Below are 16,555 nucleotides of genomic sequence, written 5' to 3'. Positions count from 1 at the left end.
TTAACCCCTTACGATTGTTTCTAAATTTAACCCGCCATCAAGCACCGTTTGTTCGTCATAAGCGCGTCCTATTAGCTGTGCGCTGATATTTAAATTTTGTGAATTTCTAGCCACTGGCACGGAAATCGCTGGAAGTCCTGCTAAATTTACGCCGATTGTGTAAATATCGCTAAGATAAGCTTTTAGCGGGTCGTTTAACTCGCCAAATTTATACGCCACATCAGGCGCAATCGGCATAAAAATCAAATCAGCCTCTTTCAAAATTTCCTCATATTCAGCCTTGATAAAGGCTCTGGCTTTTTGCGCTTTTATGTAGTAAGCGTCGTAGTAACCGCTACTTAGCACAAATGTTCCTAGAAGCATTCTGCGTTTGACCTCGTCGCCAAATCCCTCGCCACGGGTGTTTGCGTAAAGTTCGTTTAAATTTGACGCCTTTGCGCGGTTTCCGTATCGCACGCCGTCATATCTGCTTAAATTTGCGCTAGCTTCGGCTGTGGCGATGATATAGTAAGTCGCAATGTCGTATTTGGAATTTAGCAAATTTTTATAAATTATCTTGTGTCCGAAGCTTTTTAACTTCTCGATTGCCAAATTTAGCGCAGTTTTAATCTCATCGCTAGCCTCGTTTAGGTAGTTTTCGATGACTGCGATCGTAAGCTTGCGCTTGCTATTTAATTTATCAGCCGTGCTGATAAACTCGCCAGCGTAGCTCGTGCTATCCATAGTGTCGTGTCCCGCGATGATATCGTATAAAATCGCAGCATCTTCGACATTCTGCGTGATTGGTCCGATTTGATCTAGGCTAGATGAATACGCTCCAAGCCCATAACGGCTAACCCTGCCATAGCTTGGCTTAAATCCAACGCAACCACAAAACGCAGCAGGCTGGCGGATAGAGCCGCCTGTATCGCTACCAAGGGCTGCGATTGCAAGTCCAGCTCCCACAGCAGCGGCACTTCCGCCACTGCTTCCGCCTGGGACGCGAGTGTGATCGAGCGGATTTAGAGTTTTGCCATAATACGAGCTCTCTGTCGTGCTTCCCATGGCGAATTCGTCCATATTGGTGCGACCAAATGGAGCTAAATTTGCCTCTTTTAGCTTTTTGATTACGGTTGCGTCATAAGGCGCAATGTAGCCTTGCAGGATTTTAGAACCTGCCGTTACGCTCCAACCTTTGACTTGAATATTATCTTTAATCGCGATTGGCACGCCTGCGCCACTTTCGTTTAGCTCCTCGCCACTGAGTTGCTCGACATACGCGCCAAGGCTTTTATTGGCTATGATTTGGCTTTTTAAATCTGCGCGAAGTGCCAAAATTTCGCTAGGGCTCAGTTTCAAAGCCTCTTTTAAACTTATCATTTTTTATCCTTAAATTTTATTACAAATTTTATCCCCACGCCTATACAGACAAAGATTAGCGCGATTGTGAGAACTACTATACTAAAATGTTGAGGCGAACTAAGCATTTAGCACCTTTGCACACCTTGGGCATAGGCAATCTTGCTCTTTTGCGCTAAATTTCCAGCACCTTGGGCATTTAAATTTATCAGATTTTACAAGGCGGAAAATTTCATCACCTATGCGAAATTCTGCCAAAGCATTGTCGCTGTTGCCATCTAGCGAGGTTACATCGCTTACCATAAACCAATCACTCACGCCCAAAATATCGTAAGATAAAATTTCATTTGAGCTAGTTTGCAAAGCGAGTTCTAGGGTCGATTTGATGATTTTGTCTTTTTTGAGGGCGTCGATGATTTCGAAAAATTTCTCTCTTGATTGCTCTAAAATTTCATCATATTCGACAAAATCGCTAAATTCAATCGGCGCATAAACCAAATCAAAAGCGTCTTCTTTGCCGTTTTTAATGATACTTGGCGCGTATTGCATTACTTCATCGATTGTGTAAGTTAGCGTAGGCGCAATCAGAGGCAGTAGCGCTCTGGTGATTAGCACTAGCGCACTTTGCGCGCTTCTGCGTCTTGGCTCGTCGATATGATCGCAGTAAAGGCGGTCTTTGATGATATCAAGGTAAATTCCGCTTAAATCTGCGCTTAGGAAATTTAGAAGTTGGTTAAATCCTTTTGAGAAATCATACTCTCTAAAACTCTCTTCAACCGCGCCAAAAGTCCTTACTGCGCGGGTTAAAATCCATTTATCAAGGGTTGTGAAATTTGAGGTTTCAAGCTCTTCTAAATCGCTAACATTTGCTAGCAAAAAGCGAATTGTATTGCGAATTTTGCGGTATTGCTCGCTGACTTGTTTTAGGATATTTTCGCTGATTTTCAAATCTGTGGAGTAATCACTCAGCGCAACCCATAATCTCATAATCTCCACGCCGTATTCTTTGGCGACTTTTTGTGGAAGGACGATATTGCCAACGGATTTGCTCATTTTTTGACCCTTCTCATCGACGGTGAAGCCGTGAGTTAGGACGCTTTTATACGGAGCGAACTCATTTACAGCGCAACTTAGCAAAAGTGAGCTTTGAAACCAGCCTCTGTGCTGGTCTGAGCCCTCTAAATACATATCGGCTGGAAACGCGCCTGCGTCGTATTCGCCGCTTTTTAGCACGGCGTTCCAAGTAGAGCCACTATCGAACCAAACATCTAAAATATCGGTAACTTTCTCTAAATTTTCAGGGTTGTAGCCAGAGCCTTGTGGTAAAAGATCGCAAATTTCGCTATCCCACCACGCATCAGCGCCTTTGGCTTTGAAAATTTCGTATAAATGATCCATTATTTTTTCATCGAAAATCGGCTCTTTTGTCGCTTTATCACGAAAAAATGCAATCGGCACACCCCAATCTCTCTGCCTTGAAATACACCAATCAGGGCGGTTTTCAATCATCGCTGTGAGGCGATTTTCGCCAGTGGCTGGGTAGAATTTGATCTTTTTGATTTCGCTAAGCGCAATCTGGCGCAGTGTTTTTCCGCCGCTAAATTCTTTATCCATAGCGATGAACCATTGTTTTGTGGCTCTATAAATTACAGGTTTGTGCGTGCGCCAGCAGTGTGGGTATGAGTGGGTAAATTTGCCGACTTTTACCACTGCATCGCCAAGAATTTCGACGATTTTTTCATTTGCTTTGAAAATGTGCATGCCGACCATTTCATCTACGACGCCAGCCCTAAATAGCCCCTTCGCGCGCAGTGTTTCATCAAAACACCCTGCCTCATCGACTGGCATTAGCACCTCTATGCCGTATTTTAAGCCTACGAAATAATCGTCCTCGCCGTGTCCTGGGGCGGTATGAACTAAGCCTGTTCCGCCGTCCATTAAGACATGTTCGCCTAGGATAAATTTTGAGCTTCTATCATTTAGCGGGTTGATTGCGTATAAATTTTCGAGCTCTTTTGAGCTAAATTCTTTTAAAATTTCGCCATTTGTGATACCTGCGCCGATTAAATTTTCTAAAAGCGGTTTTGCAAGTATGAAATTTTCGGCTGTTAGGACATAAGCTTCGTTTGGATTTAGGCTGATTGCGCCGTTTGCTGGAAGAGTCCAAGGCGTAGTCGTCCAAATCACGGCTTTTGCGCCTTTTGCGCCGATTTTGGCGTTTGCTTCATCGCTTAAATCGAAAGCCACATAAATCGAATAATCCTCTTTGTCCTTATACTCGACCTCTGCCTCAGCTAGCGCGCTTTTTGCTGCCCAGCTCCAAAACACAGGCTTGCTTCGTTCGATTAAAATACCCTTTTTAGCGATATTGCAAAGGGTTTTGTAAATTTCGGCTTCAAAGTTAAATTTAAGCGTCAAATATGGATTTTCCCAATCCCCAATTACGCCAAGGCTTTTAAATTCATCTCTTTGGATATCAATAAATTCTTTCGCATGTGCGCGACAAAGCTCGCGGATTTCGTGCTTGGTAGCTGATTTTTTCGCGTCGCCCATTTTGATTTCTACTTGTTGCTCAATCGGCAAGCCGTGGCAGTCCCAGCCCGGGACATAGCGGATATTTTCACCGAAAAAATAGTGGGTTTTAGTGATAATGTCTTTTAAAAATTTATTCAGCGCATGGCCGATATGTAGGTGTCCGTTGGCATAAGGTGGGCCGTCATGGATATTAAAGCTGACGCCCGCATTTTTGCGTTTGGCTTTCATTTTTTCATAAATTGCTCGCTCGTTATACCAGCTAGAAAATCGCGCTGGTTCGTTCGCTGGGAGTGAGCCTCGCATAGGGAAGTCCGTAGTAGGGAGAAAAAGTGTTTCTTTGTAATCCATAAAAAACCTTTAATTGTGTTTTAAAAAATTTGGTAAGTGTAGCAAAAAGGCTTTTAAAAAGGACTGAAAATGCAAGAATTTTTTATGCTATAATGGCAAAAATTTAAAGGTCGAAATTTATGAAAAATGTGATTTTAATCATCGGCGAAGCTATCCGCTACAACCCGCCATTTTTTAGCTATATTTTGCGCGAATACGAGCAGGTTTTCGGCGTGATTGATGATATTAAATTTATAAATGAAAACGATAAAAATTTGCCATTTTTGATAGAAAAAATGCTCGGCAAATACGATTATATCACGATTTTTGCGACAAAAGTGGCTTATGCAATCGCAGGGAAAATCCTCTCCACGCTCACGCTTGATACTTTGGAGCTTAAAGATTGTGGCACGCTAGCTCCCTCAGCAGCTAAATTTGTGGTAAAGGATAGTTTTTTGCTAGATATTAAGGGTTGCCTTGTAAATGTGCTAAAAGCAGACCCCTTGCAAAAACTGCCCCAAATTTTGCAAGATCCCCTAAACGAGGGCGAGGGGTTTTATCTATTTGACACAGACTATGCCAGCGCAAAAGCTAGACTTGAAAGCCTAGCGTTAAGCTATAAAATTTCATTTATCATCAGCGAATACAGCTCGTTTTTGCTCTTTGTGCGCGCTAGCGAGCAAAAATTTGGCGCGCTGGATAAATTTTTAGACAGTGTGAGCAAATATTACGCAAACTCATTTATCGCACCTAAAAATTTCATCTCTCACGCCGTGGAGAAATTGCGAGAAATCGGCGCAAAAATCACATTTGCAGAGAGTTGCACGGCTGGACTTTTAGCGGCTAAATTTGGCGAAATAGCTGGTGTGAGCGATATTTTTGATGGCTCGGTGGTAAGCTATGCAAACGAGATAAAGCGCGCGTGGCTAGATGTGAGCGATGAGGTTTTGCAAGATTACGGCGCAGTGAGCGAGCAATGCGTCGCAGGTATGCTTAGCGGGGCATTGGAGAGTTCGGGGGCGAATTTTGCCCTAGCCATTAGCGGGATAGCTGGACCTGGTGGTGGAAGCGATGAAAAGCCCGTAGGAACGGTATTTATCGGGGCAAAAGAGCTTGGTGGGCGACAGATAATCGGCAAATTTCACCTAAACGGAGATCGCAACTATATCCGCGAAGAGGCCGCAAATATCGCAGTTTGCTTGCTTTTGAAATTAAGAAGTGATTTATTTTTAAACTAAGGAGAGAGTATGAAAAAATGTGGAATTTTGCTTGCTTGCGCGCTTATTTTTAGTGCGTGTAGCGACAGTGACAAATCTAGCCAAAACGGCCTAGATATCGAGAAAGAGATCGAAAAAAAATCTCAAAAAATGGTTGAGAAAAATGAGCCAAAAATACAGATAAATTTGGATAAAAATTTATCAGCAAATGCGAGCGAAAGTACGCCTAAACCTGCGCCAGGAAGCGTCGCTTCAAGCGAGCCTGTGCCAGAGGCAAATTTGAGCCAAAACGCTAAACCAAAGGTTGAAATCGAGCTAGTGCCAAAGCCTGAGGGCAAAATTTCAAAAGATATCAACGAAACGATTGATGAATTTGCCGCAACGGCTAAAATTTTGGGCGAAAATTTGGAAAGATTAAGCAAGGAAGCGCCGAAAATCATTGATGAATTTGCGAAAAAAAATGCAGATAAATTTGAGGATTTAGCCAAAAAAGGCGAGAAGATCGTGCGCGATTTAAACGGCTCATTAGGCGGGATCGAAAAGGATTTAATGGATTTAGCAAAGGATGCAAATTCAAGTTTCGGACAGATTTTAAATATCTTTGGCGATATGATTAATAATGGCAAAAAAATTGAAAAACATTATGAAAATTCGCAGAGCGAGGATTTAAAAATTTAAGTCAAATTTGCGTAAAATACAGCGAAAATTTTAATCATTTTAGGAGGCAAAATGTATAAATTAAAGCACCTGCTTAGCACGCAAGATTTAAGCGCAGACGATATTTATGATTTCATCGCTTTGGCGAAGGATTTTAAGGCCCTAAACCGCTCAGATATCAAAAAATCAGACTCTTTGCGTGGAAAAACCGTGATTAATGCTTTTTTTGAAAACTCCACTAGAACGCGCATTTCCTTTGAAATCGCCGCCAAACGCCTTGGTGCGGACGCCATAAATTTCAGCGCAGGTTCAAGTAGCACCAAAAAGGGCGAAACTCTAATCGATACGATAAAAAATATGCAAGCCATGCGCAGTGATATTTTTGTCGTGCGCCACGCAAGTAGCGGTGCTGCGAAATTTATCGCCTCTAACTGCGACGCCTCAATCGTAAATGCAGGAGACGGACTAAACGAGCACCCGACACAAGCGCTTTTGGATTTGCTCACAATCCACGAAGCCAAGGGCAAATTTGATGGGCTTGAAGTCGCTATCATCGGCGATATTTTCCGCTCTCGTGTGGCTAGATCTGATGCGTGGGCGATGAAAAAACTAGGCATAAATGTCAGACTCTTTGGTCCTCCGATGATGCTAAGAGACTGCGAGGCGTTTGGGTGCAGGATTTGCAAAAGCGTCGAGGAAGCGATCGAGGGCGCAGATGTGATAATAATGCTAAGAATTCAATTAGAGCGCCAAGACGGCGAGCCAAGCTTTCCGAGCGTGAGAGAATATAGCAAATTTTTTGGCCTAACTGCTAAGCGTATGCAAGTAGCCAAAGAGGGTGTGATTATCATGCACCCAGGCCCGATAAATCGTGGCGTGGAGATTAACTCAGATGTCGCGGACGATCCGCGCTTTACTTGCATTCTCGATCAGGTCGAAAACGGTGCAGCCATGCGTATGGCGGTGCTTCACACAATAAATTTAAATAGGAGCTTGTAATGAAAATTTTAATCAAAAATGGCACCGTTATTAACCACAATAAAACAGAGAAAATCAATGTCTTAATCGAAGATGATAAAATTTGCGCCCTATGCGAGGACGAGCCTAGCGCAGATAAAGTCATCGACGCCGCTGGCAAGCTTGTCATGCCAGGGCTAATCGATATGCATGTGCATTTTAGAGATCCGGGATTTGAGTATAAAGATGATGTCATCACTGGTAGTGAAACAGCCGTAGCAGGGGGCGTAACGACCGCTATGCCTATGGCAAATACAAACCCAGTAAATGATAATTCTGCAATCACAAAAGCGATGATTAAAAAAGCGCGCGATAGGGGGCTAATCGACCTGCTTCCAATCGGAGCGATTTCGCAGGATTGCAAGGGCGCGAAAATCGTCGAAATGGGCGATATGATCGAGGCTGGGTGCGTGGCATTTAGCGATGATGGACTTCCTGTTACAGATAGCTCTGTCATGCGACAAGCCCTCGAATACTCGGCACATTTTGGCTCTTTTGTCATAAATCACAGCGAGGATTGCTCGCTTTGTCATGGTGGAGTGATGAACGAGGGCAGGGTAAGTGCGCTACTAGGGCTTAAAGGTATGGCGAGCGAAAAAGAAGAGATTATGGTTTCGCGCGATATTTTGCTTGCTAAAAAAACGGGCGGACACCTGCATGTGGCTCATGTAAGCTCGGCATGGTCGCTAAAACTCATCGATCAAGCCAAAAAAGAGGGCATTAATGTAACCTGCGAGGTTACGCCACACCACTTCACTTATGATGAGAGCGAACTTATGGGCTATGATACGAATTTCAAAATGTCTCCGCCACTTCGCACAAATGCCGATGTAGAGGCTATGCGAGCGGGGTTAAAAAGCGGACTAATCGATGTCATCGCCACAGATCACGCACCGCATAGCTGGGACGATAAATTTGTCGAGTTTGACAAGGCTCCGTTTGGGATTTTAGGGCTTCAAACGCTCGTGCCTTTGACGCTAAAATTAGTTGATGAGGGCGTGATTGATTATGAAAAAATGGTAGCTCTCACCTCGTATAATCCAGCCCAAATTTTAAAACTCTCTGGCAAAGGCGAAATCGCTGTCGGAAAGCTAGCCGATATCGCTATAATCGACCCTGAGCTAAGATACACTTACGACGCGAAACTCAACAAGTCAAAATCATGCAATTCGCCACTTTTTGGCAAAGAGCTAAAAGGCGCGTGCGTGCTAACGATAAAAAGCGGAAAAGTAGTCTTTGACTTCCCAAATGTGGTAGCGTAAATTTCAAATTTAACCCAAATTTGGGTTAAATTTGACCTTTTTTAAATTTTAAATTTTAAAAATTCGAATATAATTCTTCTAAAAATTCAAAGGTAAATTTATGCAAAATATCTACATTATCGGCGATGTGCATGGTTGCTATGAGAGCTTAATGGCGCTGATTGCGCGCTTGCCAGCGAAATTTGATAGCAAAATTTGCTTCGTGGGCGATTTGTGCGATCGTGGTCCTCAGAGCGCCAAAGTCATCGAGTTTGTGCGCTCGCACGGCTATGACTGCGTGCGCGGAAACCACGAGCGCAGATTTTTGCTAGCAAAATCCAGCGCGCAAAGGTGCGTGAGAGATCGTGAAATCGTAATCGGCGCAAGTGATGATATCAACTGGATTGCCAAAAGTGGCGGAAGCGATACGATGAAATCGTATTTTGCGCCCGAATTTAGCGCGCTTTTGGGCGAGCATTTAGAGTATTTGCAAAGCTTGCCCGTGTTTTTGCAATACGATATTTTCGACGAAAATTCTCGCTCTCTCGTGGTGTCGCACTCGGCTGTGGGAAATATGTGGAAGTTTCGCGATTTCGTGGCAGTGAAGGACGATTTCGAGGCGCATGTGTTAAGCGGGCGCGACGATTACACCGATAATGCGGGCATTTTCAATGTCTATGGACACACGCCACAAGATGAGCCATTTATCAATGATTACAGCGCAAATATCGATTTGGGCTGTGTTTTTAAAAAGCGTGGTTACAAAAAAGCCCGCCTTTGCGCTATGGAATTTCCCTCCAAGCGACTTTTTATCCAAGATTGTATTGATTTTTAAAATTTGATTTTTAAATTTCCGCTTCGCAACTCCCAAACACTGCCCCGAAATCGCAAAGAAATGCGAAGCATTTCAGTTAAATAAAACCAGCTAAATTTAGAAAAACGAAGTTTTTCTAAATTTAGCCACCTTGTAAAGCGTCGTCGGGGGTTGGGGGATTGTAAGGGGAAAGGGGAGCGACCTCGCAATTCAAGCCCCCTTCCCCCTTACAAAAAAAGCAAAATTTCGCCTAAAATTTCAGTGTTCGTTCAATGCAAAATTTAGGTTGAATTTTGCTTTAAATTTTACTGGATTGCTTCGCTCGTTACACTCGCTCGCAATGACACGGAATTTGCATTTTGGTAATTTTCGCTCGTAGATTGCTTCGCTTTCTGCGAAAGCTCGCAATGACAGATTTAGCAAATTTTTTTGCCATTGTCATTGCAAGAGCCGAAAGACGGAGAGCAATCTACGAGTAAAAATTTTTACTGCTAAATTTGCAAAATTTATAAAATTTAGAATTTACAAAATTTCGGGGGCAGTGTTTGGGGTTGCGAAGCGGAAATTTAAGAATTTAAAGAATTTAAAAAGCCCCTTGCGAAAAATTCACAAGGGGCAAATGGAATTTTGCATAAATTTACGCCAAATTTAGCGAAATTTTACTCTTTTTCTAAAAAAGTTTTGTAGATAATTCCGCCGATTGCGCCACCGATGATTGGCGCTACCCAAAACAGCCATAACTCGCTAAGCGCCCAGCCACCTTGGAAAAGTGCCACGCCAGTTGAACGGGCTGGATTTACTGAGGTGTTTGTAACTGGGATTGAGATTAGGTGGATTAGTGTGAGGGCTAGTCCGATCGCAATCGGTGCGAAGCCACTTGGCGCACGCCTATCTGTCGCGCCCATGATGACGATTAGGAAAAACGCAGTTAGAACTATTTCTGCGATTAGCGCGCTTAGCATTGAATATCCGTTTGGTGAGTGCTCGCCGTATCCGTTGGTCGCAAATCCTGCGCTGATGTCAAATCCAGCCTTTCCGCTTGCGATTAGATATAGTGCGGCTCCTGCTGCTATCGCGCCTAGGACTTGCGCTATGACATAGCCTGCTAACTCGCTAGCTTTAAATCTGCCGCCACATAGCAAGCCCACTGAAACTGCTGGGTTAAAATGTCCGCCACTAATGTGTCCAAATGCGTAAGCACCGCTTAGCACGGTCAAACCAAAGGCGATTGAAACGCCGACAAATCCGATATTGTATGCAGCGAAAATCGCGCTTCCGCAACCGCCAAATACTAGCCAAAATGTGCCAAGAAACTCAGCCAAAAGCTTTTTCATAAGCTCTCCTTTGAAAAAATTTGCAAAAGCGCGTATTTTACTGCATTTTGGTAAATCAAGGATAATTTTTGGCTAAATTTAATGGCCGGTTAAATTTAAGAGCGTAAAATTTGGAGAAATTCAAGGAGCAAACATGGTTTTATGCGTGGAAGTGGCAGGTTATATCAGCGAGAATTGCTATTTTTTTATCGACGAGGCGAGTGGAGCAGGGTTTGTAATCGACCCTGGGGCGCAAGCGGACAAGCTTTTGGGGATTATAAAAGAGAGAAATTTCAAAATCGAAAAAATCCTGCTCACTCACGGACATTTCGATCACATTGGCGCAGCTAGCGAGCTCTCGCGGGCTTTGGGCGCGTCGATACTTGCGCACGAAAACGCGGGCGTGTATCTGGGCGAGCCAGACTATAATCTATCGAATTTCACGGGCGAAGAGATAATCATAGAGGATTTCACGCCCCTAAAAGATGGCGAAAGGATCGCGCTAGCTAACGGGGCGTGCGAGCTAGCTGTGATTTATGCGCCAGGGCATACGAGCGATAGCGTGGTGTTTTATAGTAAGGGGCAAAATTTGGCGTTTTGTGGGGATTTGATATTTCGCGCGGGATTTGGGCGCACGGATTTGCCGGGCGGGGATTACGGCGAGCTAAAAGCTAGCATAGAGGGCAAGATTTTTACCCTGCCAGATGAGGTGGTTTTATACTCGGGGCATGGAGAGCCAACGAGTGTCGGGGCAGAAAGGGCGAGGTTTTAGTGAAATTTGCGTTGATTTTACATGTAAAGAAATGCGAAGCATTTCGTGGCAATCGCCAAAAGCAAAATAACAAATTTGCAAAATCGCAAATTTAAAAACAGAATTTCGTATCGTGGATAAACGATACGAGCCGAATTTGAATTTGTAAAGAAATTTTATTTAAAGGATTAAAATTGGAAAAGTTAAAAGAAAATTCGGAAAATAATCAAAATTTAGATGAAACCATAAATTCGGAAAATGATAAAGAACCATTTATCATAGGTCGCAGAAATCCATTAGCTGTTTTATTTGAAACGACTTGCTATGGTGTGGTTTGTTTAGCTGGTTTTAATGTTTGTATTAGCAATTCGTCTATTTTAGGTTGTTTTGTATTTATTGTTTTTTTGTATTTCACATACGCAACAATATCTTTTGAATATTTAAAATCTTATAGCGATAAAATTGTTATAAAAAGATATTTTTTTAGAGAAATTATTATTTTAAGAAAAGATATTGTAAGAGAAATTCACATGTCTTCTAGATTTATTATTGGTGCCCAATATACAGTGCTTGTAAAGCGTAAAATAGGTGCAAGGTTTTTTTTAATTACTTGTTTAAGCGACAATCAAAATCATAAAATATAATTTTTTAAGGAGAAAATTATGAGCGAAGCAATCTAGGGAAATTTAAATTCAAAATTCAACCTAAATTTTGCATTGAATTATTTTTTAAATTTAACCTGTGCCGTGAAATTCTCTGTAAGGGGGAGGGCGCGCTTTTTAGGAGACGCTACCCTCCCCCTTACCAACCCCCACCCCTGTAAAACCTTAGAAGTGGCTAAATTTAGAAAAACTTCGTTTTTCTAAATTTAGCTGGTTTTATTTTACCGAAATGCTTCGCATTTCTTTGCATTTGATATGTTAGTGAATTTTAAAATTTCGGTGCAGTGTTTAGCCAAAAATTTTACCGCAAATCGCACATACCCACAGGGCGAAATTTAGGCTTAAAGTAAGCATTACAGCGGTGCTGGCGGTATCTTTGGCAGCCCCTGCAAGCGGGTGAAAATCAGGGCTTGCTAAATCAACCACGCGCTCGATTGATGAGTTTATGCACTCGACAACCAGCGTAAAAACCGCGCCAAAAACCAAAGCCAAATTCCAAACTAAGCCAAAATTCCAAAAAAATAGCGAAACCAAAAGTGGCGCAAAAACAAAAATTTCTAGCCGAAAACTCCGCTCACTACGCCAAATTTCAACTAGCCCTGCCAAAGCATAACCCCAGTTTGCGAAAAATTTGTATTTTGGCTGATTTCTCATTTTTTTCCTTTTAAATTTTAGTTAAATTTAGGCATAATCATAGCCAAATTTTGATAATTAAAGGGTAAAAATGAAGCTAATGAGCTGGAATGTAAATGGGCTTAGAGCCGTGCTTGGCAAGGGCGCATTTGCATGGCTGGACGATGAAAAGCCCGATTTTTTGGGCTTGCAAGAGATAAAAGCGAGCGCAGAAAATATCCCAAAAGAGCTTTACGAGCTGGGATTTTCGCAGATTGATACGAACTCAGCCACGCGCGCTGGGTATTCTGGCGTGGCGAGCCTAGCTAAATTTGCTAGCAAGGTTAGCAAATGCAACTTCGCTAGCGACGATGAGGGGCGAGTTTTGGAGCATAGATTTGGCGATGTGGTGCTGCTAAATATCTACTTCCCAAACGGCCAAAAGGACGATGAGCGTCTAGCTTATAAGATGAAATTTTACGCCGATTTTTTGCGCTATATCGACGAGCTGGTCGCGCAGGGGCTTGGCGTGATATTTTGTGGCGATGTCAATACCGCTCACAGAGAAATTGATTTGGCAAATCCAAAGTCAAATTCTAAAATTTCTGGCTTTTTGCCTATCGAGCGGGCGTGGATCGATGAGGTGATAAATCACGGATTTATCGATACTTTCCGCGAAATTCATGGCGATGAGGCTAGCGCGTATTCGTGGTGGAGTTATAGATTTAATGCGCGCGCTAAAAATGTCGGCTGGCGGATTGATTATTTTTTCATCTCGCAAAATTTGCGCTCGCGCCTCAAAGACGCCTTTATCCGCGCTGATATCACAGGTAGCGACCACTGCCCAATCGGCATTGAGATTGATTTATAAAATTTAAATTTAAGGGGAAAAAATGTTAAGCGATATCGAAATTACGCACAATGCAAAGCTTAAAAAAATCACAAAAATCGGCAAAAAACTAGGTCTGAAAAAAGATGAAATCGAGCCTTATGGGTTTTATAAGGCGAAAATTACGGGGCGCGAGTATAGCACGCACGGCGAAAAAGGCGCGCAGGGCGCAAAGCTGATTTTAGTCACTGCCATTAGTCCTACGCCTTATGGCGAGGGCAAAACCACGACCTCGATTGGCTTAGCTGACGCGATAAAATCACTGGGTAAAAGCGTGGCTTTGGCACTTCGTGAGCCCTCCCTTGGACCAGTATTTGGCATAAAAGGTGGTGCAGCAGGTGGAGGATACTCGCAACTCGCACCTATGGAAGAGTTAAATTTGCATTTTACCGGCGATTTTCACGCCATTACTAGCGCAAACAACCTAATCAGCGCGATTATCGACAACTCCATTTATCAAGGAAATCCGCTTAAAATCAAAAGCGTGCTTTGGAAGCGTTGCATGGATATGAACGATCGCGCACTGCGCCAAATCACCGTGGGGCAGGGTGGTAAATTTGATGGCGTAGAGCGCAAAGACGGCTTTAATATCACCGCAGCTAGTGAGATTATGGCGATTTTGTGCTTGTCGAAAAATTTGGCAGATTTGAAAGAGAATATCGCAAATATCATGGTGGCTTACGATGAAGATGACAAGCCGATTTTCGTGCGGGATTTGGGTTGCGAGCAGGCTGTGAGCGTGCTTTTAAAAGAGGCGATTAAGCCAAATTTATTCCAAAGTATCGAGCATACGCCTACTTTCGTGCATGGCGGGCCTTTTGCCAATATCGCTCATGGGTGCAATTCGATAATCGCTACAAAAACGGCGATGAGCCTAGCCGATTTTGTCGTAACCGAGGCTGGATTTGGCTCTGAGCTTGGTGCGCAAAAATTCCTTGATATCAAATGTCCGCGCGCAGGTATCGCCCCTGACGCGGTGGTTTTGGTGGCTACGATTCGTTCGCTCAAATACAATGGCGGCGCAGCCAAAGACGAAATCACTAAGCCAAATTTAGAAGCGCTTATGGTGGGAATCGAAAATTTAGGCGGACATATTGAAATTTTGCAAAATTTCGGTCTAAATCCGATTGTTGCACTGAATAAATTTAGCTTCGATAGCGACGAAGAGATCGAGTTTGTGCGCAACTACTGCACCGCGCGCAGTGTCAAAATGGCGGTTTGCGAGAATTTCGCCAAAGGCTCAGTTGGGGCAATAGATTTGGCAAAACTCGTCCTTGCTGAGTGCAAAATTCTAAAAAATATCAACCACACTTACGATAAAACTGACGATATTAAGACCAAAATCGAAAAAATCGCCACGAAAATTTATGGCGCAAAAGAGGTTGTTTTCGAAGATCTAGCACTTGGGGCATTGGAGCAAATTCGCGCGCTTGGGCTTGAAAATTATGATGTGTGTATCGCCAAGACGCAGTATAGTTTCAGCGACGATGAAAAGGCGCTGGGTCGCGCGTGCGGGTTTAGCCTAAGGGTGAAAGACTTGCAGATTCGCACGGGGGCTAAGTTTATCGTGGCAGTGGCTGGCAAAATCATGCTAATGCCGGGACTTTCCAAACACCCTAGCGCGCTGGATATGAAAATCAGCGATGATGGCGTAATTAGCGGGTTATCATAACCCGCTAGCGAGGGCTTTTAAAACACTGACCCGAAATTTGCAAATTATGCAAATTTGTTCGCTATTGTCATTGCGAGATGACGAAGTCATCGAAGCAATCTACGAGTGAAAATTACCAAAGCGCGAATTTAGTTTCATTGCGAGTGCATACCGCGCGCGCCAATTTACGACTTTAAAATTCCTTGTGCTAAATTTGCTGTCATTTCGAGCGAGCGGTGGTGTGCGAAGCATGGCGGGTCGTGACGAGGCGCAGGGCAGAAAAGCAAAATCAGAGCTACAAGCTCACATACTAAAATCAAATTTCGCGCTTAAAAAACTCAGCCTAATCGCAGAGCAGAGTAAGAAGTGTGAGTGAGGGGGAGATGATGAAAAATACAAATTTAAATTTACTAGTTGCTTGAATTTCAAAATTCAGAAGTAAGTTTAAATTTGTGAATTTAAAAATTTTAGTATCACAGATACTGACCGAGATTTTATAAAAGGATTAAATTTGGATAATGAAAAAATAATGCGAGAAAAAGCAGAGCAAATGACTAAAAAAGCCGAAATGAAAATTCAACACGCAAAAGAAAAAGAAGCTAAATATCAACAATGGCTAGAAAATAAAAAACAAAATGACCCAAATTTTAGGGATTATGATGAAAATCCATTGATAATACAAAACTATGAAGAATTTTTTGTATTTTCGTTATTTGTGCCGTCTTTAATGATTAGTGGGATTTTTTATAATTTATTTGAAAAATTATATCTAGCAAATAGCGGTAATTTAGATATTTGGCTTATTCTTTTTCCGATTTGCTGGATAAGTATTATTTTTATGTTTCAAAAAACGCATTTTTCACACCATAAAATTAAATTTACAAATAGATATATTGAATTTTATGATTATGGGAAATTAAAAAGGCGATGTGAAATTGTAGAAAATAAAATGGCAAAACCATTTTTTACTTGTTGTGATGTAAGCAATCGCAAACAAAAGATTGTCACTATGTATTTTATGATTATGTTGGTTGTATTTTTATTCTACAAACCTATATTAATTATTAGTTTAGCTGTATCTTTTTGTTTTTCATATATTTTTATAAGATTTTTCTTTTATATATTTTTGAATAAGAGTTTAAAAGGATTTGAAATTTTTTCATCTATTCAAATTGATAATCCGGCTAAAACTGCAATTGGTTCGCCGTTATCAATTAGATATTTTATGATTTATCTATATAGTGATGAAATATATAGGGAAGTAAAGAAATATTTTTTACAGCAAGGCATAAATATTGATAATTTACCAAAAAGATATTCAATTTTTTGATAACAAAATTTAATAAAACCAATTTTTTTTAAAGGAGAGAACTATGAGTTCAACAGGTAGTAGAGAGGCAAAAGCATTATAAGAATTTGGCGAAATTTCGGGGCAGGGTTTGGGGGTTGCGCCAGCGAAATTGGGAAATTTTAAAATTTCAAATTCGCCAAATTTAAAATTTATCAAAATTTATTTTTGAATTAAAATTTA

The 16,555-nt window shown here is 42.0% G+C and carries 15 protein-coding genes; 11 read left to right on the top strand and 4 right to left on the bottom strand.

The window, feature by feature from the left end; all coding sequences use genetic code 11:
- A complete protein-coding gene (gene gatA / locus OFO00_RS06210; RefSeq protein WP_270865323.1) occupies positions 1-1,359 on the bottom strand; it encodes an Asp-tRNA(Asn)/Glu-tRNA(Gln) amidotransferase subunit GatA in 1,359 nt (452 codons plus the stop codon).
- A gap of 99 nt (positions 1,360-1,458) precedes the next feature.
- A complete protein-coding gene (gene ileS / locus OFO00_RS06205) occupies positions 1,459-4,221 on the bottom strand; it encodes an isoleucine--tRNA ligase (protein WP_270865322.1) in 2,763 nt (920 codons plus the stop codon).
- Positions 4,222-4,340: 119 nt separating this feature from the next.
- Between ileS and OFO00_RS06200 the strand changes: the two genes are divergently transcribed.
- The 5 genes from OFO00_RS06200 to OFO00_RS06180 all read left to right on the top strand — a co-directional run bounded on the left by OFO00_RS06200 (position 4,341) and on the right by OFO00_RS06180 (position 9,167).
- Complete coding sequence (locus OFO00_RS06200; protein WP_270865321.1) at positions 4,341-5,438, top strand: CinA family protein; 1,098 nt, start codon at positions 4,341-4,343, stop codon at positions 5,436-5,438.
- A 9-nt stretch (positions 5,439-5,447) separates the two neighbouring features.
- Positions 5,448-6,095 carry a hypothetical protein gene (locus OFO00_RS06195; protein WP_270865320.1) on the top strand — a complete coding sequence of 216 codons (648 nt, stop codon included), beginning with the start codon at positions 5,448-5,450 and terminating at the stop codon, positions 6,093-6,095.
- Positions 6,096-6,146: 51 nt separating this feature from the next.
- Complete coding sequence (locus tag OFO00_RS06190; RefSeq protein ID WP_270859259.1) at positions 6,147-7,073, top strand: aspartate carbamoyltransferase catalytic subunit; 927 nt, start codon at positions 6,147-6,149, stop codon at positions 7,071-7,073.
- Positions 7,073-8,353 carry a dihydroorotase gene (locus tag OFO00_RS06185; protein ID WP_270865319.1) on the top strand — a complete coding sequence of 427 codons (1,281 nt, stop codon included), beginning with the start codon at positions 7,073-7,075 and terminating at the stop codon, positions 8,351-8,353. Before OFO00_RS06190 ends, OFO00_RS06185 begins: the two co-directional genes overlap by 1 nt.
- Positions 8,354-8,453: 100 nt before the next feature.
- On the top strand, positions 8,454-9,167 hold the full coding sequence (locus OFO00_RS06180; RefSeq protein ID WP_270865318.1) for a metallophosphoesterase: 714 nt from the start codon (positions 8,454-8,456) through the stop codon (positions 9,165-9,167).
- A 638-nt stretch (positions 9,168-9,805) separates the two neighbouring features.
- On the opposite strand, the gene aqpZ is transcribed toward OFO00_RS06180, so the two are convergent.
- Positions 9,806-10,480, bottom strand: a complete 675-nt coding sequence (gene aqpZ / locus OFO00_RS06175; protein WP_270865317.1) for an aquaporin Z — start codon at positions 10,478-10,480, stop codon at positions 9,806-9,808.
- A 133-nt stretch (positions 10,481-10,613) separates the two neighbouring features.
- Here aqpZ and OFO00_RS06170 point away from each other — a divergent pair, with 133 nt between their 5' ends.
- Both OFO00_RS06170 and OFO00_RS06165 read left to right on the top strand, forming a co-directional pair.
- Positions 10,614-11,231 carry an MBL fold metallo-hydrolase gene (locus tag OFO00_RS06170; protein WP_270865316.1) on the top strand — a complete coding sequence of 206 codons (618 nt, stop codon included), beginning with the start codon at positions 10,614-10,616 and terminating at the stop codon, positions 11,229-11,231.
- 173 nt (positions 11,232-11,404) lie between these two features.
- Positions 11,405-11,854: a hypothetical protein gene (locus OFO00_RS06165; RefSeq protein ID WP_270865315.1), complete on the top strand. Its 450-nt coding sequence runs from the start codon at positions 11,405-11,407 to the stop codon at positions 11,852-11,854.
- 306 nt (positions 11,855-12,160) lie between these two features.
- Here OFO00_RS06165 and OFO00_RS06160 read toward each other — a convergent pair whose 3' ends face one another.
- Positions 12,161-12,526 carry a diacylglycerol kinase gene (locus OFO00_RS06160; protein WP_270859265.1) on the bottom strand — a complete coding sequence of 122 codons (366 nt, stop codon included), beginning with the start codon at positions 12,524-12,526 and terminating at the stop codon, positions 12,161-12,163.
- 70 nt (positions 12,527-12,596) lie between these two features.
- Between OFO00_RS06160 and OFO00_RS06155 the strand changes: the two genes are divergently transcribed.
- The 4 genes from OFO00_RS06155 to OFO00_RS06140 all read left to right on the top strand — a co-directional run bounded on the left by OFO00_RS06155 (position 12,597) and on the right by OFO00_RS06140 (position 16,354).
- Positions 12,597-13,355 (top strand): exodeoxyribonuclease III, encoded by a 759-nt coding sequence (locus OFO00_RS06155; protein WP_270865314.1) that lies wholly within the window; start codon positions 12,597-12,599, stop codon positions 13,353-13,355.
- 22 nt (positions 13,356-13,377) lie between these two features.
- Entirely contained in the window at positions 13,378-15,045 is a 1,668-nt protein-coding gene (locus OFO00_RS06150; protein ID WP_270865313.1) for a formate--tetrahydrofolate ligase, read from the top strand.
- A gap of 220 nt (positions 15,046-15,265) precedes the next feature.
- Positions 15,266-15,400 carry a hypothetical protein gene (locus OFO00_RS06145; RefSeq protein WP_270865312.1) on the top strand — a complete coding sequence of 45 codons (135 nt, stop codon included), beginning with the start codon at positions 15,266-15,268 and terminating at the stop codon, positions 15,398-15,400.
- 135 nt (positions 15,401-15,535) lie between these two features.
- Positions 15,536-16,354: a hypothetical protein gene (locus OFO00_RS06140; protein WP_270865311.1), complete on the top strand. Its 819-nt coding sequence runs from the start codon at positions 15,536-15,538 to the stop codon at positions 16,352-16,354.
- Positions 16,355-16,555 lie beyond the last annotated feature (201 nt).

The organism is Campylobacter sp. VBCF_04 NA7, from assembly GCF_027737405.1.
GTDB lineage: Bacteria > Campylobacterota > Campylobacteria > Campylobacterales > Campylobacteraceae > Campylobacter_B.
The sequence above is the reverse complement of the archived record's forward strand: the minus strand, read 5'-3'. Positions and strand labels throughout refer to the sequence as shown.

Bases quoted from the DNA above. Each gene is read 5' to 3' on its own strand.
- gatA (WP_270865323.1), bottom strand. From the start codon at position 1,359: ATGATAAGTTTAAAAGAGGCTTTGAAACTGAGCCCTAGCGAAATTTTG.
- ileS (WP_270865322.1), bottom strand. From the start codon at position 4,221: ATGGATTACAAAGAAACACTTTTTCTCCCTACTACGGACTTCCCTATG.
- OFO00_RS06200 (WP_270865321.1), top strand. From the start codon at position 4,341: ATGAAAAATGTGATTTTAATCATCGGCGAAGCTATCCGCTACAACCCG.
- OFO00_RS06195 (WP_270865320.1), top strand. From the start codon at position 5,448: ATGAAAAAATGTGGAATTTTGCTTGCTTGCGCGCTTATTTTTAGTGCG.
- OFO00_RS06190 (WP_270859259.1), top strand. From the start codon at position 6,147: ATGTATAAATTAAAGCACCTGCTTAGCACGCAAGATTTAAGCGCAGAC.
- OFO00_RS06185 (WP_270865319.1), top strand. From the start codon at position 7,073: ATGAAAATTTTAATCAAAAATGGCACCGTTATTAACCACAATAAAACA.
- OFO00_RS06180 (WP_270865318.1), top strand. From the start codon at position 8,454: ATGCAAAATATCTACATTATCGGCGATGTGCATGGTTGCTATGAGAGC.
- aqpZ (WP_270865317.1), bottom strand. From the start codon at position 10,480: ATGAAAAAGCTTTTGGCTGAGTTTCTTGGCACATTTTGGCTAGTATTT.
- OFO00_RS06170 (WP_270865316.1), top strand. From the start codon at position 10,614: ATGGTTTTATGCGTGGAAGTGGCAGGTTATATCAGCGAGAATTGCTAT.
- OFO00_RS06160 (WP_270859265.1), bottom strand. From the start codon at position 12,526: ATGAGAAATCAGCCAAAATACAAATTTTTCGCAAACTGGGGTTATGCT.
- OFO00_RS06155 (WP_270865314.1), top strand. From the start codon at position 12,597: ATGAAGCTAATGAGCTGGAATGTAAATGGGCTTAGAGCCGTGCTTGGC.
- OFO00_RS06150 (WP_270865313.1), top strand. From the start codon at position 13,378: ATGTTAAGCGATATCGAAATTACGCACAATGCAAAGCTTAAAAAAATC.